Origin of the sequence: Aliikangiella maris (genome assembly GCF_040719265.1) — a bacterium.
Lineage (GTDB): Bacteria > Pseudomonadota > Gammaproteobacteria > Enterobacterales > Kangiellaceae > Aliikangiella > Aliikangiella maris.
Window position 1 is genome coordinate 309964 of sequence record NZ_JBFDAH010000001.1, and the last position, 26301, is coordinate 336264.

Consider the following 26301-nt stretch of genomic DNA (forward strand, 5'->3'; position numbering starts at 1 on the left):
AAATGAAATTTTTATTGGATAGGGTTAATAAATTTTTGCTAACCCCTTGTATATACGGGCGTTGCGTGAAACCTTATCTTTTATCTGATTTCATCGTGAAGTTTCTATTCAACGATTAGTGACTGATAGTGCAAATTTGCAAGAATGTTAAAAATAATTGTAAAAAATTAACAAAATGTGATTTTGATCCATGAAACTGGTTATTATTTCATCTAATATGATTGCACTTGGATGAATCTTGTTGTAGTCTCGTTGAGCTTAAGTCCCTGGCTAACAACAAAATAATTTCCCAGGGATTTGGTTTGTTTTGGGCCGTACAAAAATCTGGGGTAGAGTATGAAGTATCCAGTTCGCTTACTTTTTTCGGGGATTATTGCTTTAGGTAGTAGTCTTGCGATAGCGAAAGATATTGCTGGTGTCAATATCGAAGAAGTGGTTAACCTTTCATTAGGTGGTCAGGAGCTCAGACTTAAAGGAACTGCAATCAGCAATAGCCAGGCACGTCAATCGACTTACGTGGGTGGGTTATATTTGCAAAATGACGCACAAAGTGTGCAAGATATTCTTTCCAATACGGGTGCAAAACGGTTTGTATTGTATTGTCAAAATTCATCGATTAAGCCTGAAGCACTTATTCGTGCGCTCAACCTGGGATTTATTGCCAATCATTCTGAACAAGAATTTGCTGCCCTTGAACCAATGGTTAATCAGTTTAACCAGATTTGGCATGATGAAATCCATGAAGGTGACAAGGTTTGGATTGATTTTCTGCCAGAACAAGGCACGGTTGTTACAATCAATGGTAATCAAAAAGGAATTATACCCGGTAAAGATTTTTACGATGCTTTTTTAAAAACATGGTTGGGTGAAAAACCAATTAATGCTGAAATGAAAAAGCAACTGCTCGGACAATAATCCTGATAGGTTAGTTTTAGCTTACTCAATGGTCCTCATAAAATCCCGTTTCTGCGGGATTTTTCTTTTTGTGATTGGCACTAGTTTACCTCTTTTCATTGGCACGTTATTATTCCATCAGCTTTTTAATCTCAAAATATATCGGAAATCTTAATATGAACCGAATTGGTCCACTGATGTTGGATATTGCGGGAACACAACTAACAGAAGAAGATCGAGCACTAATTGCCTCGCCAATATGTGGTGGTCTGATTTTGTTTAGTCGAAATGTAGCAACCGTTGAGCAGTTGGAATCCTTAACTGCTGAAATCAAGCAAATCAATCCAACCATTATTATTGCGGTTGATCAAGAAGGTGGAAGAGTTCAGCGATTTAAAGAAGGTTTTACGCGACTCCCCGAATTAGCCGTTCTCGGCGAAATATATGCCACTCAACCCCAAAAGGCCCTTGAGTTAGCGAGTGCACTTGGTGAAATTATGGCGTTGGAGATACAAGCTGTTGGTTGTGATATCAGCTTTGCGCCGGTATTAGATTTAGGGAGTCTATCTAGTCGGGTTATCGGAAGACGGGCTTTTTCAACTCAGCCTTTAGCAATTGTTGAGCTAGCCAAGGCATATATTGAAGGTATGCGACTAGCAGGTATGCTGGCAACAGGTAAGCACTTTCCGGGACATGGTTCAGTTGATGCTGACTCTCATATAGAAATTCCTGTTGATGATCGCCCATTTGATGAAATTGCCAAATCCGACTTATTGCCATTTAAGATGTTAGCTGCGCAACTGGGCGCCATTATGCCGGCACATGTCATCTATCCTCAGGTTGATTTGATGCCTGCTGGCTTTTCAAACTTTTGGTTGCAGCAACTTCGTAACGATTGCCTATTTGATGGCGTGGTCTTTTCAGATGATTTGACGATGAAAGGTGCGGAGGTTGTTGGTGATTATTCAAATAGAGCTAAGCGGGCTCTTAGTGCGGGGTGCGATATGGTTTTGGTATGTAATGACCGATTGGCAACAATTCAAGTGATGGATACACTACAAGATCAGTCATTTTCAGCACAATCCTCACAGCGGCTTTCACGCTTATTGGCACAGCAATCTCCAAGCGGTTTGAATAATCTAAAAGATACCGAACGTTGGCAGTCTTTGAGTCAACAAATAAGCGAACTTTAATGAAACGGTCAATAGTAGTTTTATAGATTGAATGATTGAAAATTGTCATTAGCAATTGATGATTTGGGGTTTATGATTAGCAAATATTGTCATTAAAATTTTAGGGTTTAGTAATGAGTTTGGCAGATATTGAAAGTTGGTTTTACGAGAGTTTTGGTGATTATACTTTTTACATTAAAGTTTTTTTAGTTGTTTTCTTAACCCTAGTGGGCAATTATATTTGGCGTAGAGTCTACCGAAATATACATCATCAATTAAAGAAAACTAAAAATCCTTGGGATGACGCACTCATTGATTCTGCCAGTCAGCCGGTTGCTTTGTTTATTTGGGGTATTGGTATCTGGATTGTGGTTCGCTATTTATTTGATTACCAAATTCAACGCTCGATTCGCGACATAGGATTGGTCATATTAGTCAGCTGGTTTTTAGTGCGCTTTATTCGCGCCGCAGAAGAAAACTTGATGGAGCAAAATAAATCAAAGGATCGCGAAGAAAAAATCGACCATTCTACTATCGAAGCTATTAGTAAATTATTGAGAGCGTCGGTAAGTATTACCACTTGTCTGGTAATTCTACAAACACTTGGCGTCAGTATCAGCGCAGTGCTCGCTTTTGGTGGAATAGGGGGGATTGCGGTTGGTTTTGCGGCAAAGGACTTATTGGCTAATTTTTTTGGTGGACTAATGATTTATTTGGATAGACCTTTTTCTGTGGGTGATTGGATCCGCTCACCCGATAAAGATATCGAAGGAACCGTAGAGTATATCGGTTGGCGACAAACTCGCATTAGAACTTTTGATAAACGTCCATTATTTGTACCAAATGCAGTTTTTAATAGCATTGCTGTTGAAAATCCCTCAAGAATGCTCAATCGACGTATCTATGAAACCATTGGTATTCGCTACGATGATATTAACAAAATGGATAAAATCGTTACCGAAGTTAAAGAAATGCTTCAATCACATCCCGATATTGATACGACACAAACCATGATTGTTAACTTTAATCAATTTTCATCTTCATCAATAGATTTCTTTATTTATACCTTTACTAAAACTACTGATTGGGTTGCGTTTCATGAAATAAAGCAGAAGGTTTTACTCTCAATAGCGCAAATTATTCAGACAAATCAAGCAGAAATTGCCTACCCAACGCAGCGGTTACACATTGAAGAAGTAGAAAGGATGGCTCATGCGTGAGCCATTATTTTACCAATCAGGGACGAAACTTGATCCATTAATCTTACTCAATGATTAATGATTGTAATGAGTTAGAGGGTATGATTTGGAGACTAATGGATATATTGGCTGATTAGTTGCACCTATCAGCTGCGATGGGCAACGGCGTGAATAACACGATCATGCTCAAAATAAACGGTAAAACTCGAATACTGCCAGCGAGTAATTGGCGGATCGCCCACTGCAGGCAGTTTGTGTGCGGGTGAGCCATATTTAGATTCAACCTGTTGCATGGATAACCCGGTTTTTGGTTTTTCAACGCTATATGCTGATTGCTGGTTAACCTGAATGGTTTGACCTGAAACAACCGGGATAGTAGCTCCGGAAATATTGATTAGCGTGACTATCAAACCACTCTTAATTCTGTTCATGCTCATTTCTCCATACTAGAATCGTTATTAATATACTCCTCTAACTCCATGATTTAAAGTATATTAATTGAAAATAATAGAACTGTTTATCAATTTTGCTGGTTATTCGAATTATTTTTCTTGTGCATTCTCAGCTGTTTAGACTGAACTTTAAAAACATGACGAATAATTGCATCACGATCAGTTTCTTTCAGTTTAACGAAAATTAAAGCGGTTTCATGCTGACCGTTGTCAATTGCTCTTGAATCTACTACCCGGGCATAGGCAACAATACCAATGCACTCGGGCACTAAAACAATCTCAATTTTCATGAGTTGATCGACAGGGTATAACTCATTGGTACGGTATCGAATGCCGCCGCCACTGATATCTACCTCTGTCAGATCATCTTGATTAGTATTGAGAGACTGAATAACAAAATGGGTTAACAGCTCTACCTTTTTGTTTAAATTGAGTAAATAGTTACCCAGTTGGCTTTGTTTTTCGGTGAGAGATGTTAAATAAGCCTGATTTTCATTTTCAAGTTTGGTTAGCTCCTGCAGCAAGGTTATGCGTGGCGAATTAATGGTCGTTAAATCATCAAACTGCGGAATATCTTCAATATTATCGATGATATCCTGATTGATGATCATCCAGTTTTTTACTCTAAAGTATTCTCGTCGTTCATTTTCAAGTGTTTTATCTGACATTCCAATTAACCTTCTATCCTGAGAATATAATACTTATAGCATATTTATTCTCTTAGATTACGCTATTTAGTACTTTTGTCCAAAGGGTTAGATTGATAGAATCCTTTTATCTCAGTATAAAACTGAATCATTCAAATATCAGATTTGAGCGGTAACGCTTATCTTAAATTGGGAAATCATGAAAAAATCAGTCGCGTTAATGGTGGGATTGCGTTACACCAGTGCTCGAAAAAGTAATAATTTTGTATCTTTTATTGCATTGGTAAGTATGTTGGGAATTGCCTTGGGGACCATTGTTTTGATCACCGTTATGTCGGTTATGAATGGTTTTCAGTCTGAAATGCAAGAGCGCATATTAGGTATGGTGCCGCATGTTGTGATTGGGGAAAGAGGCGAGGGCGTTAAAGATTGGCAAGCTCTGGAGCAACAGGTTGTCAAACATAAAGATGTTATTGCTGCAGCCCCTTTTATTGATATACAAGCCATGTTTAAAGTTGGGCGAAATACTCACTTTGGCTTGGTTCAAGGTATTGTGCCAGAAAAGGAAGCCGAGGTTTCGATAATCGATAAATTTATGAAGTACGGAAAGCTTAACAATTTACGATCACGTGAATACGGAATTATTTTAGGGAAGGGACTGGCAAATAGTTTAGGGGTGACGATGGGCGATAAGGTCAGCTTGCTAATTGCCGATGGCGCAACCGTTTCTCCGGCAGGAATATCACCGCGTACCAAGCGGTTTTCTGTGGTCGGCATTTTTGAAGTCAAATCAGAACATGATGCAATGATGGCGTTAATTCATATTGATGATGCAGCAGTATTAACTCGAAAAGGCGATCTGGTTTCGGCATTGAGAGTCACAACCAATAATGTACTCAATGCACAGTGGACTGCATTTGAATTGCGTAACCAATTAGGTACTGAATATTATGTCAGTGACTGGAATTATAGCCACGGCACTTTATTTCGCGCTATCAAAATGGAAAAAGCCATGATCGGTATTCTGCTGACATTTATTATTGCGGTAGCGGCTTTTAATATTATTAGCACGCTGGTCATGGTCGTTACCGATAAACAAGCCGATATTGCTATTTTACGTACACTCGGTGCCAGTCCTGCAACCATTATGAAAATATTTATGGTTCAAGGGAGCGTGAATGGCATTATTGGCACTCTGATTGGGGTGATTGGTGGGGTGGCTCTGGCGATTAATTTACCGCAGGTTGTGGTATTTATTGAAAATCTGTTTGAGGTGAGTGTTATTCCTGGCGATGTTTATTTTATTGGCTTTTTACCTTCGGAACTGCACTGGCAAGATGTTTTTGTCATTGCTTCAATTGCGCTTTCTTTAACCGTATTAGCGACTATTTTTCCTGCCTGGAAAGCATCAAAAACCAAACCTGCGGAGGCATTAAGGTATGAATAATTGGGTGCTAGAGGCTAGCGAAATTTCTAAATCATTTACCGATGGGCAAAGTCAAATCGATGTTCTCCAGCAAGTAAGTATTCAAGTTCAACCTGCCGAAATGGTCGCAATTATTGGTTCGTCGGGATCCGGCAAAAGTACATTACTACATATACTTGGTGGGTTGGACTCTCCAGATAGTGGGACTGTTTATATACAAGGTACAGATATTCATCAACTTTCTACGCGCAAACAGGGGGAGTGGCGCAATCAGTATTTAGGTTTTGTTTATCAATTTCATCATTTACTTGCTGAATTTAGTGCGCAGGAAAATGTAATGATGCCTTTGCTTATTGGTGGCATGGACTATCAGCTTGCCCAAGCTGAAGCGGAACAAATTATTACCCGCGTCGGACTACAAAACCGGCTCACTCATAAACCCGCTAAATTAAGTGGCGGAGAGCGTCAGCGAATTGCTATTGCTCGCGCAATGGTGACTAAACCTGCTTGTATTTTAGCCGATGAACCAACAGGAAATCTGGATACACAAACTGCCGAGTCAGTAAATGAGCTAATGCGTGAATTAAGTGCGACAGAAAATACCAGTTTTTTAATTGTTTCGCATGACTTACGCCTAGCAAAAAGTTTGCAAAAAACTTATCAAATGATGGACGGTAAGCTTAATTTGTTTAAACAATAGACGCAATTTTAAGAATATTAAAAAAAAATTAAATTTTTTAAAAATACACTTTGACAACACCTAAAACCATCTATAGAATGGCGCGCTCTTAAGGCAAGTCCTTGAGATAAAAGTTTTAGTCCCCTTCGTCTAGAGGCCTAGGACACCGCCCTTTCACGGCGGTAACAGGGGTTCGAACCCCCTAGGGGACGCCATATTAAAAAGCCAACACATCGTGTTGGCTTTTTTATTTTCTACAGATAATCTCTCGTACTATATTCGTTCTAAAGTCTGACTTCCCTGTGAGTTATTAAAAACTTAATTTTTGCTATTTTTAAATCTTTTGACTATCTTTGTTGAAAGCTATCTACATGTATTGACATTGCCTTGACCCAAAACCCTTTCTAAAAATACTGCTTGTTCGGGAACGTCAACAAACTATATGCAATCAGATCTCTCCGCCAATACAAAAAATAATAACCGGCGATCAAATGAAGCAACTTCGCAGATTTTGTGGTATCGGAGTTTAAGGTTTTCTTTAACTTTTAAAGCGTTGATTATTTTTGCCATTACTGTTTTGGTACTTTTTATAGTAATTGGTCTAGTAGTTAAAGCATTACTGATTGATGCAGAACAAAGAGTACTACTCAAAATTGGCGAGTCAGTGGTTGGCGATATAGGCCAAATTATTCAGTCGACCGAAACCTTAACTAAAGCCGTCGCTAAGGCGGGAGAAACATTACCAAAAGATAGATCGCTCACCAAATCGACTTTAGCTGCAATAATCGATCAACCAGGAATGGAAGAGGTCATTGCTGGTGGTGGTATATGGCCCGAAGCCTATTTATTTGATCCAAAGGCTAGCCGACATAGTTTTTTTTGGGCTCGAAATCGGCAAAACCAACTTGGTTTTCTTGAACAATATAATTTACCTCAAGGAAACGGTTACCATTCGGAAGAATGGTATGTCCCGGTAAAATATTTGGCTAGAGATAAATGCTATTGGTCAAAATCTTATTTTGATCCATTTTCATTTGAGCCTATGGTGACTTGTAGTATTGCAATGTCACGAGAGAGTTTTTCATTTTATGGCGCCGCCACTATTGATATTAAGCTGAGTGGACTGAAAAGTATTATTCAACAAACGACACAAAGTATGCAGGGATATGCGTTTGTGGTGGACAGAAATAATAAATTTTTAACCTATCCTGATATTGCCAAAGCTAAATATACAACAACAAATGAAGCAGGAGAAGAATCAGAAGATTTTTACCGAGTTAATCAGTTCTCAAAAATTTACGCTGCTTTTTTACCCATTACTCGACAACTTGAGTTAATTAACCAATCTATCATTGATACATATAGCAATAATCAAACTGATAAGACCACTGATAGGATTAATGCATTAGCACAACGTTTAACGCAAGAGAGTTACCAAATTTCGACAGAGGACTCACACTTATTGGCTGCAATTTTGCTTGATAGCCAAGTAAATTCAAAAACAATGATTCGCCAGATTTCCTTCCATATGCCTGAAGATGTTTTATATAAAGAGCCAGTATTAATTAATATATTTTTAATTCCTGAAACTTATTGGAAGCTTGTTTTAGTGACACCTCAAAAAGCATTTACTGAACCTGTTGATAACGCAATTAACGGTATGTTTGGCTATTTTATTTCGGTAATTCTATTCATATTTTTGTTGGGGTATTGGTTGATTGGTCGAGTTGTCATTAAGCCGTTCAATGAACTGGTATATCATTTGACGCATGAATCAGAAAAGCCGCTGGATGATTCATTACCCAATGAATTTGGTTTAGTTGCAAAAACTATCAATTACCGCACAGAACAACTCAGAAGTAGTAATCGTAAAATGATTATTGCTATGGATAAACGAGACAGAGCAGATAAAAAGCGTAAAGCTTCAGAACAAAGATTTCGTGCCATCGCAAAAACTGCACCGGATGCCATTATCACTATCGATATGACCGGAAGCATTGTTGATTGGAATCCTGCTGCTGCTAAAATTTTTGGCTATCAACGAGCTGAAATCTTGGGGAGTAAATACACCAGATTACTCGTACCTGGTGAATTAAATCATACACTCAAGCAGATTGAAGAGTTCATGCAAGGTGAAATTAGTTCTTTGCAGCGTTCTCAAGTTCAAATTCAGGCAATTCGGCAAGATGGTATAATTTTTACCGCCGAATTTTCGATGACTTCCTGGCATGAAGATAATGCTGCATTCTTTTCAATTTTTTTGCGTGATATTTCTGATCGAATTGAGGCTGAGTATCAATTACGTCATCAGGCATTACATGATCCATTGACCGAATTACCCAATCGTAGTCTGTTTAAAGATCGGCTAATGTCTGCGGTTGTACAAGCGAAAAGAACGCTTTGCCAAGTGGCAATTATGATAGTTGATTTAGATAATTTTAAAATAATTAACGATACACTGGGACACGGTATTGGCGATCAGCTTTTACAGGTTATCGCGAAAAGAATTATTAAAAATAAACGCGCAACCGATACAGTTGCAAGGCTGGGCGGAGATGAATTTGGTGTCGTACAAACTAATATGACGGATCCATCTGAAGCAATGTTGTTTGCATCTAAACTGAGACAAGCGATTGCAAAACCTGTTACGATTGATGATAATATTTTTCAAATTGGATGTAGTATTGGTGTCACAATATATCCAAACGATTCGAAAAATCCTGAACATTTACTGCGAAATGCCGATATGGCGATGTATCAGGCAAAAGAAGAAGGACGTAATTCTGTACGTTTTTTCGTTGAAGAAATGAATGAAGAAATTCAAAAACGAAAAGAAATTTTAGAAGATATTGCCATCGCGCTAGAGGCCGATCAGTTTGAATTATTTTTACAACCACTAATTAACTTGAAAAACGATAAAATTGTTGGTGCAGAAGCGTTAATTCGTTGGCAACATCCGCAGAAAGGATTTATTTCTCCGGGCGCATTTATTCCAATTGCTGAACAGAGTAATATGATTAATCGAATAGGTGCCTGGGTTATCCGCGAGGTATGCCGACTGATTAATCAAATGGATTCGATAGGGCTTCCGCCAATTACTATTGCGTTAAATATTTCTCCCGTACAATTCAAAAGAGAAAATATTTTTGAAAGCATGATCAAAATAACCACAAAAGAAAAAGTGTCTCCTAAACGGATTGAATGTGAGATTACCGAAAGTACAACAATGGAAAATGTAGAAAGGGTTATTCAAATTATGCACTCTTTACGTGGTGCAGGGTTTAAACTGGCGATTGATGATTTTGGTACAGGTTATTCTTCGTTAAGCTATTTGAAGCAATTTCCAATCAATAAAATAAAAATAGACCGTAGTTTTATTGCTGATATTGAAACTGATGATGATAGTGCCTCTATTGCCAAGTCGATTATTCAGCTTGGACACTCAATGAATCTGACTGTTTTAGCGGAAGGGGTAGAAACTGAGCAACAACAACAATGGTTGATTAATCATAATTGTGATCTGTTACAAGGTTTTTTTCGCGCTAAACCAATGCCCTTTGAACAGTTCGTTGAGTGGGTAAAGGGAACTTGCTAGAATAAGCAAACACAAAACGATTACATTTAAACTAAAGGGCAAATCATGGATGCTTTAGAACAACTTTTATCTCGTAAATCACATAATAAACTTGTTGAACCCGCACCAAATAAACAGCAATTAGAAATTCTTTTTAAAGCTGCTCTGCGCGCCCCCGATCATGCTTTATTAAAGCCTTGGCGCTATCGGGTATATCAAGGAAGTGCCTTAAACCGGCTTGGAGAAATGATGCTCAAAGCATCTTTAAATGCCGAACCCGAGCTAAGCGAAGATAAGCAACAGCGTATTTTGGCAAAGCCTCAACGCGCACCAATGGTTATCGTCGCTTCTGTTGGAATTAAAGAGCATCCCAATGTGCCAGAAATCGAACAAATTCTTTCAGGTGGTGCGAGTGTACAAAACTTGCTAATGGCAGCACACTTTCAAAATATTGGTGCGATTTGGCGAACAGGTGACTGGACTTTTGACCCTTATTTTGCGGGTTTATTGGGGTTGGAAGACAATGAGAAAATAGTTGGCTTTATCTATTTAGGTAGTGAAGAAGGCACCAAGCAACCTGTTCAATGGGTCGAGCAGAGTAATCATGTTACTTTTGAATAACTAATTATATTAAACTGATTAAAACAACAAATTGTAATGACAGCTTGTTGGCGCCTATGAAATTAAAGAAGTATGAGCTGTTTAAACCGATAATTACTTTTATGGCTTAAAAAAAGACCGGCTTAACTAAGTCGGTCTTTTTAAATGGTACAAAATATTTTTAGTTATTCTCAGTTTTATTAAAACTCAGCAGAACCGGGCGTTCGAGGAAAAGGAATAACATCACGGATATTTTTCATTCCGGTTGCATATAATACTGCTCGTTCAAACCCTAATCCAAATCCCGCATGAGGAACTGTTCCATAGCGTCTTAAGTCGCGATACCACCAGTAATTTTCTTTAGGTAATCCCATTTCTTCGATTCGTCGATCAAGCACATCCAGACGTTCTTCACGTTGACTTCCTCCAATAATTTCTCCAATACCAGGTGCTAGAACATCCATTGCTGCAACTGTTTTGTTATCGTCATTTAAACGCATATAAAAGGCTTTAATATCTTTTGGATAGTTCATCAGCACAATGGGTTTACCAACTTTTTTCTCTGCCAGATATCGCTCATGCTCCGATTGCAAATCTGTTCCCCATTCGACGGGGAATTCAAATTTTTCATCGCAATTTTGCAAAATATTAACCGCCTCAGTATATTCCATGCGTTCGAATTGATTATTGACGACTGATTCTAGTCGTTCGATAACCGTGTTATCGATTCGTTGATTGAAAAACTCAAGGTCGTCTGCTCGCTCATCTAGTACTGCCTTAAATATGTATTGCAACATCGCTTCAGCAAGGTCGGCATTTTGTGCTAAATCGGCAAATGCTACTTCTGGTTCTACCATCCAAAACTCGGCAAGATGACGACTGGTATTTGAGTTTTCTGCACGAAAAGTTGGACCAAAAGTATATACTTTGGATAAAGCGGAACAATAGGTTTCGACATTGAGTTGGCCAGATACCGTTAAGAAGGCTTCTTTACCAAAAAAATCTTGTGAATAATCAATCTCGCCTTTCTCGGTCAAAGGTAAGTTTGTTTGATCGAGTGTACTGACACGGAACATTTCGCCGGCGCCTTCACAATCACTTGCAGTAATAATTGGTGTGTGAATCCAGTTAAACTGGCGTTCATACATAAATCGGTGAATCGCCTGTGATAAGCAGTTTCTAACTCGTGAAACTGCACCTATCGCGTTGGTTCTTGGTCTTAAATGGGCGACACTACGCAAAAATTCCATCGTATGTGGTTTTGGTTGAATGGGGTAGTTGGCTGGTTCGTCAACTAATCCCAGCACTTGAATGCTGGTTGCCTGAATTTCATAAGACTGGCCTTGTCCCTGACTCTTCACCAAAATACCTTCAACCGACATCGACGCTCCAGTGGTCACTTTAAGTATATCTGACTGGTAATTATTGAGTTCACCAGGGGCAATAATTTGAATTGGATTAAAACATGAGCCGTCGTGCAAATTGATAAAAGAAAATCCTGCTTTAGAATCTTTACGGGTTCTTACCCAGCCTTTTACAATAATTTGACTGTCTGCTTCAACTTTGCCGGCGAGTAGGTCTGCAATTGACCAATGCTTGCTCATTATTTACTCCAATTAATCTTATCAATATTTTAAAATAGTGGAGGGCAATCTTAACCTTGAAAACCACTAACTTCCAGTGGAAATCCGTAAAACAGCAATAATCTGCTGGGTTTGCGTAATTAATTCGCATAAAATAGCGCACAATGCCATTAAACATTTTGAGATGATTATTGTGGATAATACTAAAATAGAGTTTTATCGCTTACTAAATCGACAACTCGCTGAACTTTTAGACGGTCATACCAATATGATCACTAACTTGAGCCAGTGCAGTGCATTCTTAAATACTTATTTAAAGGATATCAATTGGGTTGGGTTTTATTTAACTCAGCCCGATGGCAACTTATTATTAGGGCCATTCCAGGGCCTAGTTGCTTGCGTTGCTATCGAATTGGGGCGAGGTGTTTGCGGGACCGCAGCGAAAACCCGCGAAACTCAATTGGTTGCTGATGTCCATGCTTTTCCCGGCCATATTGCTTGTGATGCTCGTTCACAATCTGAAATTGTATGTCCAATTGTTGTCAATGATAAGGTTATTGGTGTTTTAGATATTGATAGCCCATCTTTAAATCGTTTCGATGAACAAGATGCTGAAGGTTTGATGGCATTGGTTAAAACCTTAATTGACAAAACGGAATTTCCACAATAAATATCTTTGTTAAATCGCCAATTTTGCTTCGCAGTACTGAGTTGAAATGTTTGTTTTAATATAATTTTTAGTTGAATTTCAGTAAATAGTCTATGCTTTAACAATTAAAAATCGATTGAAAGTTAATTATTTACTGTGATTTATATGACGCTCTAAGCGATAGAGTTTAATCAGATAGCCCGCTTGGCTATGTCCAACTTGTGTGTTGCTAGTAAGCTGCATTTTCTTATTGCTGACTAAACTTCGCTTGTTCTAGCTAATAATAATTCTGACCCAATCGTAAGCCAATTAATCAACGGTGATTAATTTTGAGTAGAATTTTTGGACACTATATTCCTCGAAGTTTAACCATACTGGTTTTGCTTGAGTTTATCAGTGCTCTTGGTGCTTTTTATATTGGTGTTGCTATTCGATTCAATGATGTGCCGATAGATAGAAAGCTAACCGAACTATTTCATGTTAAAGCAATCGTTTTTGCACTGGTTGCATTTATTTCATTGATTGCTGTTGGACTCTATTTAGTCTTGGGCACTGGAAAACTAGCCTGTCGCTTAAATGAGCTCAAGCGAAAATCTGATTGGATTGGCATTACACTGGTTGGTTTTTTGCATTTGAAAGGTGAACATGATGAAGTGGATGCTGCAAAAGTCATTCGAAGTCATGAACCATTAACCAAGGTTGTCACTGATTACGGTATTGATGAAATTATTGTTGCTATTGAAGGTCAACGTAAAAACTATCCTGTTGATGAGATTATTGATTGTAAAATGAAGGGCGTACAAGTTACTGAAATCAGTGACTTTTTTGAGAAACGATCCGGTAAAATTTAAGTTGATATTTTGCATCCGCAGCGCTTTATATTTATTGAAGGATTTAACCAGGATTACACCAGAATTTTGATTAAGCGAATGGTGGATATTTTACTGAGTAGTGTGATGCTTTTGTTGTCTCTGCCACTTTATCCGGTATTGGTTGTATTGATTAAAAAAGAGTCGGGTTTAAACGCGCCGGCGTTTTACCTCCAAAAGAGGGTTGGACAGGACGAAAAGGTATTCGTAATATATAAGTTTCGCAGTATGATTGAAAATGCCGAAAAACTAGGTGCTCAATGGGCTGCGAAAGATGATAATCGAGTCACGCGTATTGGTCGAATTATGCGTAAAACGCGTGTGGATGAGTTACCTCAATTACTTAATGTGTTAAAAGGGGATATGAGCTTTGTTGGGCCTCGCCCTGAACGGCCCGAATTTGTAGAAAAACTTGCAGAAAATATTCCCTATTATCGAATGCGATATCGAGTAAAACCCGGTATTACTGGCTGGGCACAGGTGAGTTATCCTTATGGTGATGATATAAAAGACGCAAAAGAGAAATTACAATTTGACCTTTATTATATAAAAAATTACAGTGTTTTCTTAGATTTGGCTATTCTGGCGCAGACGGCACAGGTTATAATATGGCAAAAGGGTGCACGTTAATAACTTAGAAAAAAAAGTGGGCTAGAATAAAATCAATTCATTTCAATGGTTGTTGTAAGGGTAAATAATGTACGAATCATATTATAAGTTATCAGGTAAACCATTCCAGTTAGCACCTGATCCTTTCTTCTTCTTTGGTAGTAGTACACATAAACGGGCATTGGCCTATTTGAAGTACGGACTGTCACAAGGTGAAGGATTTATCGTGGTGACTGGCGATGTGGGAACTGGTAAAAGTACATTGGTTCGAACTTTATTTGGCTCCCTTGAAGGAAAAAATGATGTTGTTGCTGCCGAATTAATCAACACCCAACTGGATTCTACTGATATTTTGCGCATGGTCGCTGCAACCTTTGGATTAGCCCATAAAGAAAATAAAAAGTCTTCATTGCTTAAAAATCTGGAAAACTTTTTTATTGCTCGCAGCAAAGAAGGTAAACGCTGCATGTTGGTAATTGATGAAGCACAAAACCTGCCATTTGAAACATTAGAAGAACTAAGGATGCTTTCTAATCTTTACCATGATGGCAAAACTTTGCTACAAATATTTTTACTTGGCCAATCTGAATTCAGAGAGCACCTACGTGACCCAGCGCTCGAACAGGTTCGCCAACGAGTTACCGCATCCTACCACCTTGCGCACCTTGATGTAGAAGAAACTCAAGCTTATGTTGAGCATCGTTTGAGAAAAGTGGGGTGGGATAATTTACCCAGCTTTACTGCTGAATCCTTTCAACTGATTTACGATTTTACCGAGGGTGTACCAAGAAAAATTAATACCACTTGTGATCGCTTATTGTTGTACGGATTTTTAGAAGAGAAATCTCGAATTGATGGTGAAATTGTTAAAATTGTAACTTCAGAAATTACCCAGGAAAATGATGCTGGAAAAGAAGCCGCAGCCAAATCCAAAGTACCATTAAAAGTTGTCGATAAGTCATTACCTGCGGATGCTTCTGCTATCGAAGTGCGTGTTCATCAACTGGAAAAAGAAATTCAGGATCTGCGAGATCGCTTTAGAAAAGAGCGTGAATTTATGCGCAAAATCGTCCAAATATCTTTAAATTTTGGTGATGAGTAATTACCTAATTTGCAAGAAATAAAAAAGCTCCTTAAAGGAGCTTTTTTTTATTGATTCGTAATGAGGAGTCAAATGTTTAGCGCTTCTCAATAGGTTGTACATCTCGATGCGACTCTCCGGTATACAACTGACGAGGACGGCCAATTTTTTGTGTTGGCTCTGAAATCATTTCTTTCCACTGTGCAACCCAGCCAACGGTACGAGCGAGTGCAAAAATTACAGTGAACATGTTGACCGGGATACCAATGGCTTGCAAGATTATGCCAGAATAAAAGTCAACATTTGGGTATAGCTTTTTCTCAATGAAATACTCATCTTCAAGCGCAATTTTCTCAAGTTCCATTGCAACTTTTAAGATAGGATCATCTTGCTTTCCTGTTGCCGCTAATACTTCATGTGCACTTTCACGCATTACTTTTGCGCGTGGATCAAAGTTTTTATATACGCGGTGACCGAAACCCATTAGTCGGAAAGGATCGTTTTTATCTTTTGCTTTGGCAATAAACTCTGGTATACGACTTACGTCACCAATTTCATTTAACATATTTAAACAAGCTTCGTTCGCACCACCATGAGCGGGTCCCCAAAGTGAGGCGATACCGGCGGCAATACATGCAAATGGATTTGCGTGTGAAGAGCCTGCTAATCTGACCGTAGAGGTTGAGCAATTTTGTTCGTGATCAGCATGTAGTGTGAAAATACGATCCATTGCCTTAACCAATACAGGATCTGGTTTTTCATCATGTGAAGGCATGCTGAACATCATGTTTAAAAAGTTTTCTGCGTAGGTCATTTCATTGCGAGGATAGACAAATGGGTGTCCCATCCAATAGCGGTAGCACATGGCAGCAATTGTTGGAACTTTAGCAATTAATCGCGTTGCACTGCGAGAACGATGCTCGGGGTCATTAATATCTAATGAATCATGATAAAATGCAGAAAGTGCACCTACCACACCCACCATAATTGCCATAGGGTGGGCGTCGCGACGAAAACCACGGAAAAAAGTAGCCAGTTGCTCGTGTACCATAGTGTGGTTGTTGATTTCATCAACAAAACCCTGCTTTTCAGATTGATTAGGTAGTTCTCCATTTAGCAGCAGGTAGGCAACTTCCATAAAATCACACTCATCAGCCAGCTGATCGATAGGATAGCCGCGGTATAAAAGAACTCCTGAGCCACCGTCGATATAAGTGATTTTAGACTCGCAGGATGCGGTTGACATGAAACCGGGGTCATAAGTGAAAAAGCCACTCTTTACCAACTGAGAAACATCAATGACATCGTTACCTTCGCTAGGTGAATACATCGGCAAAACGAGTTCTTCACCACTGGGTAAAATCAGTTTGGCGGATTTATCCGTCATATTATTAGCTCCTGTCTTCTTGAAATTGCGTTAATTTTGCCCAGTTTTGGTACAAAATGCAGCAAACTAGTAGTTAAATGTTTTGTTGTTGTTAGAGCGCGCTACTATAAAGAATGATAGCGTTTTGTCAAATACATTAGTGTTTTTATCTCAATTCAATGGTCAATTGATAGACAAAATTGATATCTATTACCTAGTATTTTAATTCATTTGTAATCAGTGCGTTAGGCTTATATAATTCGCCACCACTGGGGTTGGCAAGACTTTTTATGACAATATCTTTAAAAGGTAACATCGTCGTTAAAAGTTTAGCAGAATCTTCGTATTCTGCTTAAAATATGTAGTCAACATTAATCTATTTCACACAATCGAGAAGAATTGTAACCGTGAACAATAATAGACCTGTAAACCTAAACCTGGCAGCGTTCAGATTTCCAGTGACATCGATTTCTTCGATTTTACACCGGATAACTGGCGTACTGCTCTTCATCGCAATTCCATTTTGTCTGTGGGCACTTCAACAAAGTCTGACACCAAATGGCTTCAATCAACTTCAAAGCATTTTATCTGGTGTGATTGCAAAACTCACGCTCTGGTTAATCTTATCGATGCTGTCTTACCATATTATTGCAGGTATCAGACATTTATTGATGGACGCCGGTATTGGTGAGTCACTAGAAGGTGGCCGTTTTGGCGCTACTGCCGTTATTGCACTTGGCGTATTAGTCGCTATTATTTTAGGAGTGTGGATATGGTAACTTCTGCAACAAGTCTTGGACGTAGTGGTCTGCACGACTGGGTAATTCAACGAGTCAGCGCGGTTGTTTTGGCTGCATATGTCATTTATCTGACTGGTTTTGTGCTTTCTGCTGAATCAATGTCTTTTAATCTATGGCACAGTTTGTTTGCTCAAACCTGGTTCAAGATTTTTTCACTATTGGCAATTGCTTCGTTATGTTTTCACGCTTGGATTGGTTTATGGATTGTGTCGACCGACTACATTAAACCAACCGCAATTCGTCTGGTTTTTCAGGTGTTAGTGATTTTATTATGTTTTGCGTTTCTGATTTGGGGCGCGCAGATTATCTGGAGTGTATAGAGAATGGGAATACCAGTTTATACCTATGACGCTGTAATCGTCGGCGGTGGTGGTGCAGGTATGCGAGCATCACTTCAATTAGCCAAATCAGGGCAAAAAGTTGCACTTATTTCAAAAGTTTTTCCAACCCGCTCACATACTGTTTCGGCACAAGGTGGTATCACCGTCGCACTGGGCAACTCACATGATGATGATTGGCGCTGGCATATGTTTGATACCGTTAAAGGGTCAGATTATATCGGTGATCAAGACGCTATTGAGTTTATGTGTGAAAATGGTCCCGATGCGGTTATTGAGCTAGAGCACATGGGGTTACCATTTTCCCGTTTGGAAAATGGAAAAATCTATCAGCGTCCTTTTGGTGGTCAGTCTAAAGAGTTTGGCGGTGAGCAAGCGGCACGAACGGCTGCTGCGGCAGACCGTACAGGACATGCTTTATTGCATACATTATATCAGCAAAATCTTGCGGCTAAGACTCAGTTTTTCAATGAATGGTACGCGATTGATTTAGTCATGAATGATAAAAATCAATGCTGTGGTGTAATCGCCATGTCTATTGAAAGCGGCGAGGTTGCTTTATTCAAATCGCGTGTAACCGTATTTGCAACGGGCGGTTCAGGTCGAATTTTTTCTTCTACAACGAATGCATTGATTAATACTGGTGATGGCGTTGGTATGGCTCTACGAGCTAACATTCCTGTGCAAGATATCGAAATGTGGCAGTTTCACCCAACAGGAATTGCGGGAGCTGGCGTGTTAGTGACAGAAGGTTGTCGCGGTGAAGGTGGCTACCTAATTAATAAAGATGGCGAGCGTTTCATGGAACGTTACGCACCAAATGCCAAAGATTTAGCTAGCCGCGATGTTGTTGCTCGTTCAATGACAAAAGAAATTCTTGAAGGACGCGGTTGCGGACCTAATGGTGATCACGTCATGTTGAAACTTGACCATCTTGGTGCTGACACTTTAAATACTAAACTACCAGGGATCTGCGAATTGTCACGAACCTTTGCTCACGTGGATCCGGTAGAAGCACCAATTCCGGTTGTGCCTACTTGTCATTATATGATGGGCGGTATTCCGACGAATAAATACGGTCAGGTAATCGGTAAAAAGCCAGGTCAGGAAGAATATGTTGTTGATGGTTTATATGCGGTTGGAGAAATCGCATGTGTGTCGGTGCACGGTGCTAACCGCTTAGGTGGTAATTCATTGCTTGACCTAGTTGTATTTGGGCGTGCTGCAGGTATGCATTTAGAAGATGCATTGGCAGAAGGTATGCCACAAAGTGAATATACAACCGAGAATGTTGATGCTGCGATGGCTCGATATAATCGTTGGGAAAATAGTAATGGTGGTGAAGATCCGGTTGTTATTCGCAAAGATATGCAGCAAATCATGCAGAATCACTTTGGCGTTTTCCGAACAGGTGATTTGATGGAAAAAGGCATGGTTGAACTTGAGAAAGTTGCAGAAAGACTAAAAGGTGCTGGCTTAACCGATAAATCAAAAGCTTTTAATACAATGCGTGTTGAATGTCTTGAGCTGGATAACTTAATGGCAACTGCTAGAGCCACAGCTAAAGCCGCTAATTTCAGAACGGAAAGTCGTGGTGCACATAGCCGTGAAGATTATCCAGAACGTGATGATGAAAACTGGTTAACCCATAGCTTGTATTATCCTGAAACGCACGAGATGGATACACGCGCCGTGAATATGCAACCCGTTTCAGTGGATGCATTCCCACCAAAAGCTAGAACTTATTAGTGCTGAGAGAGAGAATAATGCAATTTTCTATTTATCGATACAATCCAGATGTAGATAAAAAGCCACGTATGCAGGACTATGAGCTCGACATTGAAGCGGGCTCAGATATGATGCTTCTCGATGCACTTATTGCTTTAAAGGAGAAGGATCCTACTTTAAGTTTTCGACGTAGTTGCCGAGAAGGGGTATGTGGTTCTGATGGTGTGAATATCAATGGTAAAAATGGTTTAGCCTGTATTACTCCATTGTCTTCGCTGAAAGGCAAAAAAGTTGTTGTTCGACCACTACCAGGTTTACCGGTTATTCGTGACTTGGTTGTCGATATGGCACAATTTTACCGCCAGTATGAGAAAGTAAAACCTTACCTGATCAATAATGATGAGCCTCCTGCCAGAGAACGCCTGCAGTCACCTGAAGATCGAGCAAAATTAGACGGCTTATATGAGTGTATTTTATGTGCTTGTTGTAGTACGGCTTGTCCTTCATTCTGGTGGAATCCAGATAAATTTGTTGGTCCGTCAGGGTTATTACAAGCCTATCGATTCTTAATTGATAGCCGAGATACTGAGACAGATGCTCGATTAGCAGACTTGGATGATGCCTACAGTGTGTTCCGTTGTCGTGGCATTATGAACTGCGTCAGTGTTTGTCCTAAAGGACTTAATCCGACTCAAGCAATTGGCCATATCCGAACCATGCTGTTAAAACGTGGCGTTTAATAAGCAAAACTTTAAAATTGGTCTATTATTTGTCAATTAATAAAATAAAAAACAGCTTTTAACGTTGGTTAAAGGCTGTTTTTACATTTTTATCAGGTTGTTTTATTAAGACTTCTAGTTTTTAGGGCCGCTTGTGACTTTTTCATTAACGGCGGCTAAAGATTTGAGTGTGAACTGGTCAACTCGATTGATAAACACTATAATACGCGCAAAATCAAATATTAAAAAAATTCGATATAGTTGAATACTGATTTAATCAGATAGTCTCTTTAAATAATTAAACGTGGAAAAAACATCATGAACTTACATGAGTATCAAGGTAAGCAGCTGTTTAGAGAATACGGCTTACCGGTTTCAAACGGCATAGCGGTCGATTCTCCAAAAGCAGCTTTCGAAGCTGCTGGACAAGTCGGTGGAAATAAATGGGTAGTTAAAGCACAGGTTCACGCCGGTGGCCGTGGGAAAGCGGGTGGTGTCAAACTGGTTGATACTAAAGAAGAAGTTAAAGAGTTTGCCAAGCAATGGTTAGGCAAAAATCTGGTAACTTATCAAACTGATGAAAAAGGACAGCCTGTTTCCAAAATTCTTATCGAAGAGTGTACCGACATTGCTCAGGAATTATATTTAGGTGCAGTGGTTGACCGTTCTACCCGTCGTATCGTTTTTATGGCATCTACCGAAGGTGGTGTTGAAATTGAAAAAGTTGCGGAAGAAACACCAGAGAAAATTCATAAGGCAATTATTGATCCATTAGTTGGTGCGCAGCCTTACCAAGCTAGAGAATTAGCTTTTAAAATGGGTTTAGAAGGCAAAAACGTAAAACAGTTTAGTCATATATTTATGCAGCTCTCAAAGTTATTCCATGACTTAGATTTGGCATTACTGGAAATTAACCCTTTAGTTATTACAAAAGAAGGTGATTTGCACTGTCTGGACGCCAAAATTAATATTGATGGCAACGCAATCTATCGTCACTCACAACTTCGCGATATGCACGACCCGAGTCAAGAAGATGAGCGTGAGGCACATGCTGCTTCATTCGATCTTAACTATGTTGCATTAGATGGCAATATTGGTTGTATGGTTAACGGTGCTGGTCTAGCGATGGGAACAATGGATATTGTTAACTTGCATGGCGGTTCACCTGCTAACTTCCTTGATGTTGGTGGTGGCGCGACAAAAGAGCGCGTTATTGAAGCATTTAAAATTATTTTAACTGATGACAATGTCAAAGCAGTTTTGGTTAATATTTTTGGCGGAATTGTGCGTTGTGACTTAATTGCTGAAGGGATTATTGGCGCCGTTGAAGAAGTGGGTGTACAAGTCCCTGTTGTTGTTCGACTTGAAGGCAACAACGCAGAATTAGGACGAGAAGTTCTAGATAAAAGTGGTTTAAATATTATTGCTGCCAGCAGTTTGACCGATGCAGCAGAAAAAGTGGTTGCAGCAGCGGAGGGCAAATAAATGAGCATTTTAATCGACAAAAATACCAAAGTTATTTGCCAGGGTTTTACCGGTTCTCAAGGAACTTTTCACTCAGAGCAAGCCATTGAGTATGGTACAAAAATGGTTGGTGGTGTAACGCCAGGAAAAGGTGGTCAAACCCATTTAGGTTTGCCCGTATTTAATACGGTGGCAGAAGCTGTTGAATCGACTGGTGCAGAAGCGTCTGTTATTTATGTTCCAGCACCATTTTGTAAAGACTCAATTCTTGAAGCGGCAAACGCTGGAATCAAACTGATTGTCTGTATTACAGAAGGCATTCCTACATTAGATATGTTGGATGCTAAAGTGAAATGTGATGAACTTGGCGTTCGTTTAATTGGGCCAAACTGCCCTGGTGTGATTACACCTGGTGAATGCAAAATTGGTATTATGCCTGGTCATATTCATTTGCCCGGTAAGGTGGGAATTGTTTCTCGCTCTGGTACACTAACTTATGAAGCTGTAAAACAAACAACTGATGCTGGTTTTGGACAAACAACCTGTGTTGGAATTGGTGGTGATCCAATTCCAGGTACTAACTTTATTGACGTACTGGAAATGTTTGAAAAAGATCCAAAAACCGAAGCGATTGTGATGATTGGTGAAATTGGTGGTACTGCTGAAGAAGAAGCGGCCGCTTATATCAAACAAAATGTAACCAAGCCTGTTGTATCTTATATTGCTGGTGTAACTGCACCTCCAGGCAAGAGAATGGGACATGCTGGTGCAATTATTTCTGGTGGTAAAGGTACTGCGGATGAAAAATTTGCGGCACTTGAAGATGCTGGTGTAAAAACAGTACGCAGTCTTGCTGATATTGGTCAGGCTTTGAAAGAGTTAACTGGCTGGTAAATCAAATCATTATGTGATTGACAAAAAAACCGGCTTTGCCGGTTTTTTTGTTTAAAAAGGCAGAAAATTATATTTGTGGTTTTGTAGATTTATTATATGCTACTTTTTGCTGAAACCATTCCGTTATGATGCAATAGCTACGAAGCGATAATTATGAAGCAATAGAAGTTATTTTTGAGTCTATTGTTAAAAGCAAAAACTTAAAAGTGGTAAATTGTTATGCAAAACTGGGTAACCCCCGTTACTTTAAAAAGTGAGCTTATCACTTTACGTCAACTAGAGCCTGGCGATAAGGAGCAACTGCTTGCCGCTGCAAAAGATGGCAATTTATCTGATTTGTGGTTTACCGGCGTTCCGAATGAATCATCTATTGATAACGTACTAGCCAAAGCATTTGGTGCACTGCAAAGCGGAGAAGAATTTCCTTTTGTTGTTGTCCATAATTCAACAGGTAAAATAATCGGTAGTAGTCGATATTGCCAAATCGACAGTATTAATCGACGATTAGAAATTGGATATACCTGGTATGCAAAGTCTTTTCAGAAAACCGATGTTAATACTCAAGCAAAACTTTTACTTTTACAACACGCATTTGAAGCCTTAAACGCAATAGCCGTTGAATTTCAAACACATTGGTTTAATTTTAATTCGCGCCAGGCAATTTTGCGCTTAGGCGCCAAGCAAGATGGCGTGCGTCGAAATCATCGTATTATGCCTGACGGTTCATTTCGTGATACGGTCATATTTTCAATCATCCAGTCTGAATGGCTAGGGGTAAAAGCCAACCTCGAATTTAAGCTTAAGCAGCATAATAAATGAGCTGATTTTCGGAAATATCTGATTTTATAAAAAGATACAGTAACAAGTTAGGCGAAAACAGCTTGTTATTTTAGCTAAGTTGGATAGACTCAGGTAAATATGTTTTGTTGCGTCAATAATTTCATATGTCTTATTCCTATCAATTTGATTTTTCTGCTAATAGTGATGCCATGTATGACGTGGAGCAGCGTCAACGAAAAGCAAAAACGATGATAGCGGTTTTGCAGGATTATTTTGAGCAACCGCTCGAACAGTTTAATTTGCTTAATCTTGGTGGTTCGACAGGGATCATTGATGAATATTTATCGCGTTATTTTCAACAGGTAACGGGTGTTGATATCGATGAACCAGCAATTAACTATGCGCAACAAACCTTCAAAAAAGATAATCTCAAGTTTGCTGTTGGTGATGCGATGGATTTGCAATATGAATCTGAACAATTCAATGTGGTTATTTGTTCTCAAGTTTACGAACATGTGCCAGATGCAAAACAAATGATGAAAGAAATTTGTCGGGTACTCAAGCCTGGTGGTGTCTGTTACTTTGCTGCGGGTAACCGCCTTGTTTGGAATGAGCCGCACTATCGCTTACCTTTACTATCAGTAATACCTAAATGTTTTGCTCATTGGTACTTACAACTGACAAAGCGTGGAACGTATTACTATGAAAATCACAGAACACTTTGGGGGCTTAACCAATTAGTTAGTGCGTTTACTCGAATAGATTACACAAAAAAAATTATTGATTCTCCTTCGAAATTTGGGGCTGATTATATGCTGCCTGAGGGCAGTCGCAAAGCAAAACTTGCATCGTTAATCGCTCGCTACTTTTACTTTATGGTGCCAGGATATATCTGGTTATTGCAAAAACCGACTGATTAGTAATTAGCAAAATGGGCATGGACAATCTTAAATTGATTGCTTTCTTTCAGTAACGTCAAGCTTACGGGACCGGTTTGTAATGTATTTTTAATTGCATTTTTAAAGTGCCAAATTGCAGTGACTTGATAGGCGGTATCACCCAATGGCTGATACTCGATATCCGTTAACCACAGTTTGTTCTGTTGCGTTTTACCTTTGGGTACAAAGCCAAATCCCTGATGATGTTTAACTATTGCATTGTAACTACGTATGAGGCCTTGGGTCTCAGAAGAAAAGTAGGTTAACCGCTTATCTTGAATAAATAAATTGGGCAACTGGTCTAAGTTGTAGTTATTCCAAAATTTAACCCACTGCTCGACTGTTACCTGTGCTTGAGTCTGATTGTTTAAAAAGCGCTTTTTATGAACTTCATTTTGTGTCGGTTTTAGTTGATTCCCTTCGATAGATTGATTTTGACTAAATACAGTTGTACTGACAAGTGCCAATAAACTTACTAAATGCCGAGCATGTAATTTGTGTGCTATAAAAATCTCAAAAGCAAAACTTAAAATCGATTTTAAGTAATATTTTATTATGTGCATATTTCTTCTGTTTATTTTCTATGTTTACTCGGATAATTTAAGAGACTAATATTTTTAGATTGTAGTCGTAATAAGAAGTTAAAAATATTGTAAAAATTGTTTGGCTTGTAATATTGAATAATTGGCAAAAGAGTTCACTTACTATACATATTCAATTATTATTCAATTCAAGAATTAAATAGCAATTTACTTAAATTAGGGGAGTTAACATGAAAGGAAGACTAATTTTATCATTTTTAATTTTGATATCATATTTTACTGCGATGCCCATAACCCAGGCAAAAAGTAAGGGAATTAGTGCAGAGCTGCTATTTGGCAAAGCAGAAGTTTCCGCTATGACAATGTCTCCAGATGGAAAATATTTAGCGGTAGTTATTCCACAAGAAAATACTGACTTAATTAATATTCTCGATCTCGATACTAAAAAGCCGACTTATTCATTTAAGATGGGGAATGATAAATATATGGGGCGTTTTCGATGGGCAAATAATACACGTTTGCTCATTGAACCAGCGATTAAGGGTGGATTTAGGGAGCAACTTTATTTAACGCAAAAACTTCAAGCAATTAATTTTGATGGTTCTAAAAATCGTCATATTTACGGTTACCAATCTAATTTTTCGAGTTCTATAGCTGGTAGACGACTTAACAGACGCCGTACAGTGGGCTATTCAACAAAAAATTGTGGCTAAAGATCGAGTGTGTATTTATGGTGGCAGTTATGGTGGCAGTTATGGTGGTTATGCCGCTTTAATGGGCGTGATTAAAGAGCCAGATTTATTTCAATGTGCTGTGAGTTTTGCCGGTGTCTATGATCTTAACTTAAAGTTTGATAAAGGTGACTTTCTAGAAAATAACTGGAGCGAAGCTTCTTTAGTTAAAATAATGGGCGATAATGAAAAGTTTCTTGCGCAAAAATCACCGGTTAACCTGGTTGAAAAAATAAAAGTTCCTTTATTTTTATCTCATGGTACAAAAGATGAAAGAGTGCCTTTTGAACACTATGAAAAATTAGTTGTAGCACTGAAAAAAAATCGTATTGAATATGAAAGCTTAGTGTTAAAAGGTGAAGCGCATGGATTTCAAAATAGTAAAAATGGTATTAAGTTTTATAAAAAAGTGCTTGAATTTTTAGATGATGTGTTTGAGCTGTAATCAGTTTGATTGATTTTTTATTCTGGCTTTTGTTAATGAGTTTAATTACCACTAAAGTTTTGAATAAAACTATCTAAACCTTAAGAAAAAGGCATGATTATCATGCCTTTTTCTTATCCACA

The 26301-nt window shown here is 38.8% G+C and carries 26 protein-coding genes and 1 tRNA gene; 22 read left to right on the forward strand and 5 right to left on the reverse strand.

What is annotated here, in order from left to right; all coding sequences use genetic code 11:
• Nucleotides 1-336 precede the first annotated feature (336 nt).
• From ABVT42_RS01355 to ABVT42_RS01365, 3 genes are all read left to right on the forward strand, one after another.
• Nucleotides 337-915, forward strand: a complete 579-nt coding sequence (locus tag ABVT42_RS01355; protein WP_353873299.1) for a chalcone isomerase family protein — start codon at nt 337-339, stop codon at nt 913-915.
• A gap of 155 nt (nt 916-1070) precedes the next feature.
• Nucleotides 1071-2087 (forward strand): beta-N-acetylhexosaminidase, encoded by a 1017-nt coding sequence (gene nagZ / locus ABVT42_RS01360; protein WP_417281468.1) that lies wholly within the window; start codon nt 1071-1073, stop codon nt 2085-2087.
• A gap of 113 nt (nt 2088-2200) precedes the next feature.
• A complete protein-coding gene (locus ABVT42_RS01365) occupies nt 2201-3286 on the forward strand; it encodes a mechanosensitive ion channel family protein (protein WP_353873300.1) in 1086 nt (361 codons plus the stop codon).
• A gap of 125 nt (nt 3287-3411) precedes the next feature.
• Here ABVT42_RS01365 and ABVT42_RS01370 read toward each other — a convergent pair whose 3' ends face one another.
• Both ABVT42_RS01370 and ABVT42_RS01375 read right to left on the reverse strand, forming a co-directional pair.
• A complete protein-coding gene (locus tag ABVT42_RS01370; RefSeq protein WP_353873301.1) occupies nt 3412-3696 on the reverse strand; it encodes a hypothetical protein in 285 nt (94 codons plus the stop codon).
• 89 nt (nt 3697-3785) lie between these two features.
• Complete coding sequence (locus tag ABVT42_RS01375) at nt 3786-4385, reverse strand: PilZ domain-containing protein (RefSeq protein ID WP_353873302.1); 600 nt, start codon at nt 4383-4385, stop codon at nt 3786-3788.
• A gap of 178 nt (nt 4386-4563) precedes the next feature.
• Between ABVT42_RS01375 and ABVT42_RS01380 the strand changes: the two genes are divergently transcribed.
• The 5 genes from ABVT42_RS01380 to ABVT42_RS01400 all read left to right on the forward strand — a co-directional run bounded on the left by ABVT42_RS01380 (nt 4564) and on the right by ABVT42_RS01400 (nt 10664).
• Nucleotides 4564-5811, forward strand: coding sequence for a lipoprotein-releasing ABC transporter permease subunit (locus ABVT42_RS01380; protein WP_353873303.1), 1248 nt, complete (start codon nt 4564-4566; stop codon nt 5809-5811).
• Nucleotides 5804-6490, forward strand: coding sequence for a lipoprotein-releasing ABC transporter ATP-binding protein LolD (gene lolD, locus ABVT42_RS01385; protein ID WP_353873304.1), 687 nt, complete (start codon nt 5804-5806; stop codon nt 6488-6490). Before ABVT42_RS01380 ends, lolD begins: the two co-directional genes overlap by 8 nt.
• 118 nt (nt 6491-6608) lie before the next feature.
• Nucleotides 6609-6684, forward strand: a tRNA-Glu gene (locus tag ABVT42_RS01390).
• A gap of 227 nt (nt 6685-6911) precedes the next feature.
• A complete protein-coding gene (locus ABVT42_RS01395) occupies nt 6912-10064 on the forward strand; it encodes a bifunctional diguanylate cyclase/phosphodiesterase (protein WP_353873305.1) in 3153 nt (1050 codons plus the stop codon).
• A gap of 45 nt (nt 10065-10109) precedes the next feature.
• On the forward strand, nt 10110-10664 hold the full coding sequence (locus ABVT42_RS01400; protein WP_353873306.1) for a nitroreductase family protein: 555 nt from the start codon (nt 10110-10112) through the stop codon (nt 10662-10664).
• A gap of 179 nt (nt 10665-10843) precedes the next feature.
• On the opposite strand, the gene asnS is transcribed toward ABVT42_RS01400, so the two are convergent.
• Nucleotides 10844-12247, reverse strand: a complete 1404-nt coding sequence (gene asnS / locus ABVT42_RS01405) for an asparagine--tRNA ligase (protein WP_353873307.1) — start codon at nt 12245-12247, stop codon at nt 10844-10846.
• Between the two features lie 172 nt (nt 12248-12419).
• Here asnS and ABVT42_RS01410 point away from each other — a divergent pair, with 172 nt between their 5' ends.
• The 4 genes from ABVT42_RS01410 to ABVT42_RS01425 all read left to right on the forward strand — a co-directional run bounded on the left by ABVT42_RS01410 (nt 12420) and on the right by ABVT42_RS01425 (nt 15455).
• A complete protein-coding gene (locus ABVT42_RS01410; protein WP_353873308.1) occupies nt 12420-12896 on the forward strand; it encodes a GAF domain-containing protein in 477 nt (158 codons plus the stop codon).
• A 308-nt stretch (nt 12897-13204) separates the two neighbouring features.
• Nucleotides 13205-13726, forward strand: coding sequence for a nucleoside-diphosphate sugar epimerase/dehydratase (locus ABVT42_RS01415; RefSeq protein ID WP_353873309.1), 522 nt, complete (start codon nt 13205-13207; stop codon nt 13724-13726).
• 9 nt (nt 13727-13735) lie between these two features.
• Nucleotides 13736-14374, forward strand: a complete 639-nt coding sequence (locus ABVT42_RS01420) for an exopolysaccharide biosynthesis polyprenyl glycosylphosphotransferase (protein ID WP_353873311.1) — start codon at nt 13736-13738, stop codon at nt 14372-14374.
• A 67-nt stretch (nt 14375-14441) separates the two neighbouring features.
• Nucleotides 14442-15455 (forward strand): XrtA/PEP-CTERM system-associated ATPase, encoded by a 1014-nt coding sequence (locus ABVT42_RS01425; protein WP_353873312.1) that lies wholly within the window; start codon nt 14442-14444, stop codon nt 15453-15455.
• Nucleotides 15456-15531: 76 nt separating this feature from the next.
• Here ABVT42_RS01425 and gltA read toward each other — a convergent pair whose 3' ends face one another.
• The gene (gene gltA / locus ABVT42_RS01430) at nt 15532-16821 is read right to left on the reverse strand and encodes a citrate synthase (RefSeq protein WP_353873313.1); all 1290 of its coding nucleotides are present in this window, start codon (nt 16819-16821) and stop codon (nt 15532-15534) included.
• Nucleotides 16822-17207: 386 nt separating this feature from the next.
• Between gltA and sdhC the strand changes: the two genes are divergently transcribed.
• The 8 genes from sdhC (at nt 17208) to ABVT42_RS01470 (ending at nt 24443) form a co-directional block, all read left to right on the forward strand.
• Nucleotides 17208-17579, forward strand: a complete 372-nt coding sequence (gene sdhC / locus ABVT42_RS01435) for a succinate dehydrogenase, cytochrome b556 subunit (protein ID WP_353873314.1) — start codon at nt 17208-17210, stop codon at nt 17577-17579.
• A complete protein-coding gene (gene sdhD / locus ABVT42_RS01440) occupies nt 17573-17920 on the forward strand; it encodes a succinate dehydrogenase, hydrophobic membrane anchor protein (protein ID WP_353873315.1) in 348 nt (115 codons plus the stop codon). The genes sdhC and sdhD overlap by 7 nt, the downstream gene beginning before the upstream one ends.
• A 3-nt stretch (nt 17921-17923) precedes the next feature.
• Nucleotides 17924-19687 carry a succinate dehydrogenase flavoprotein subunit gene (gene sdhA, locus ABVT42_RS01445; RefSeq protein ID WP_353873316.1) on the forward strand — a complete coding sequence of 588 codons (1764 nt, stop codon included), beginning with the start codon at nt 17924-17926 and terminating at the stop codon, nt 19685-19687.
• Between the two features lie 17 nt (nt 19688-19704).
• On the forward strand, nt 19705-20406 hold the full coding sequence (locus ABVT42_RS01450) for a succinate dehydrogenase iron-sulfur subunit (protein WP_353873317.1): 702 nt from the start codon (nt 19705-19707) through the stop codon (nt 20404-20406).
• 297 nt (nt 20407-20703) lie between these two features.
• Nucleotides 20704-21870 carry an ADP-forming succinate--CoA ligase subunit beta gene (sucC, locus tag ABVT42_RS01455; protein WP_353873318.1) on the forward strand — a complete coding sequence of 389 codons (1167 nt, stop codon included), beginning with the start codon at nt 20704-20706 and terminating at the stop codon, nt 21868-21870.
• Nucleotides 21871-22743, forward strand: coding sequence for a succinate--CoA ligase subunit alpha (gene sucD / locus ABVT42_RS01460; protein WP_353873319.1), 873 nt, complete (start codon nt 21871-21873; stop codon nt 22741-22743). It abuts the gene before it with no gap.
• A 219-nt stretch (nt 22744-22962) separates the two neighbouring features.
• Nucleotides 22963-23562, forward strand: a complete 600-nt coding sequence (locus ABVT42_RS01465; RefSeq protein ID WP_353873320.1) for a GNAT family N-acetyltransferase — start codon at nt 22963-22965, stop codon at nt 23560-23562.
• Nucleotides 23563-23687: 125 nt separating this feature from the next.
• On the forward strand, nt 23688-24443 hold the full coding sequence (locus tag ABVT42_RS01470; protein WP_353873321.1) for a class I SAM-dependent methyltransferase: 756 nt from the start codon (nt 23688-23690) through the stop codon (nt 24441-24443).
• On the opposite strand, the gene ABVT42_RS01475 is transcribed toward ABVT42_RS01470, so the two are convergent.
• Complete coding sequence (locus tag ABVT42_RS01475; protein WP_353873322.1) at nt 24440-24928, reverse strand: nuclear transport factor 2 family protein; 489 nt, start codon at nt 24926-24928, stop codon at nt 24440-24442. The genes ABVT42_RS01470 and ABVT42_RS01475 overlap by 4 nt on opposite strands.
• 305 nt (nt 24929-25233) lie before the next feature.
• Here ABVT42_RS01475 and ABVT42_RS01480 point away from each other — a divergent pair, with 305 nt between their 5' ends.
• On the forward strand, nt 25234-25716 hold the full coding sequence (locus ABVT42_RS01480) for a hypothetical protein (protein WP_353873323.1): 483 nt from the start codon (nt 25234-25236) through the stop codon (nt 25714-25716).
• Nucleotides 25709-26179 carry an alpha/beta hydrolase family protein gene (locus ABVT42_RS01485; RefSeq protein ID WP_353873324.1) on the forward strand — a complete coding sequence of 157 codons (471 nt, stop codon included), beginning with the start codon at nt 25709-25711 and terminating at the stop codon, nt 26177-26179. Before ABVT42_RS01480 ends, ABVT42_RS01485 begins: the two co-directional genes overlap by 8 nt.
• Nucleotides 26180-26301 lie beyond the last annotated feature (122 nt).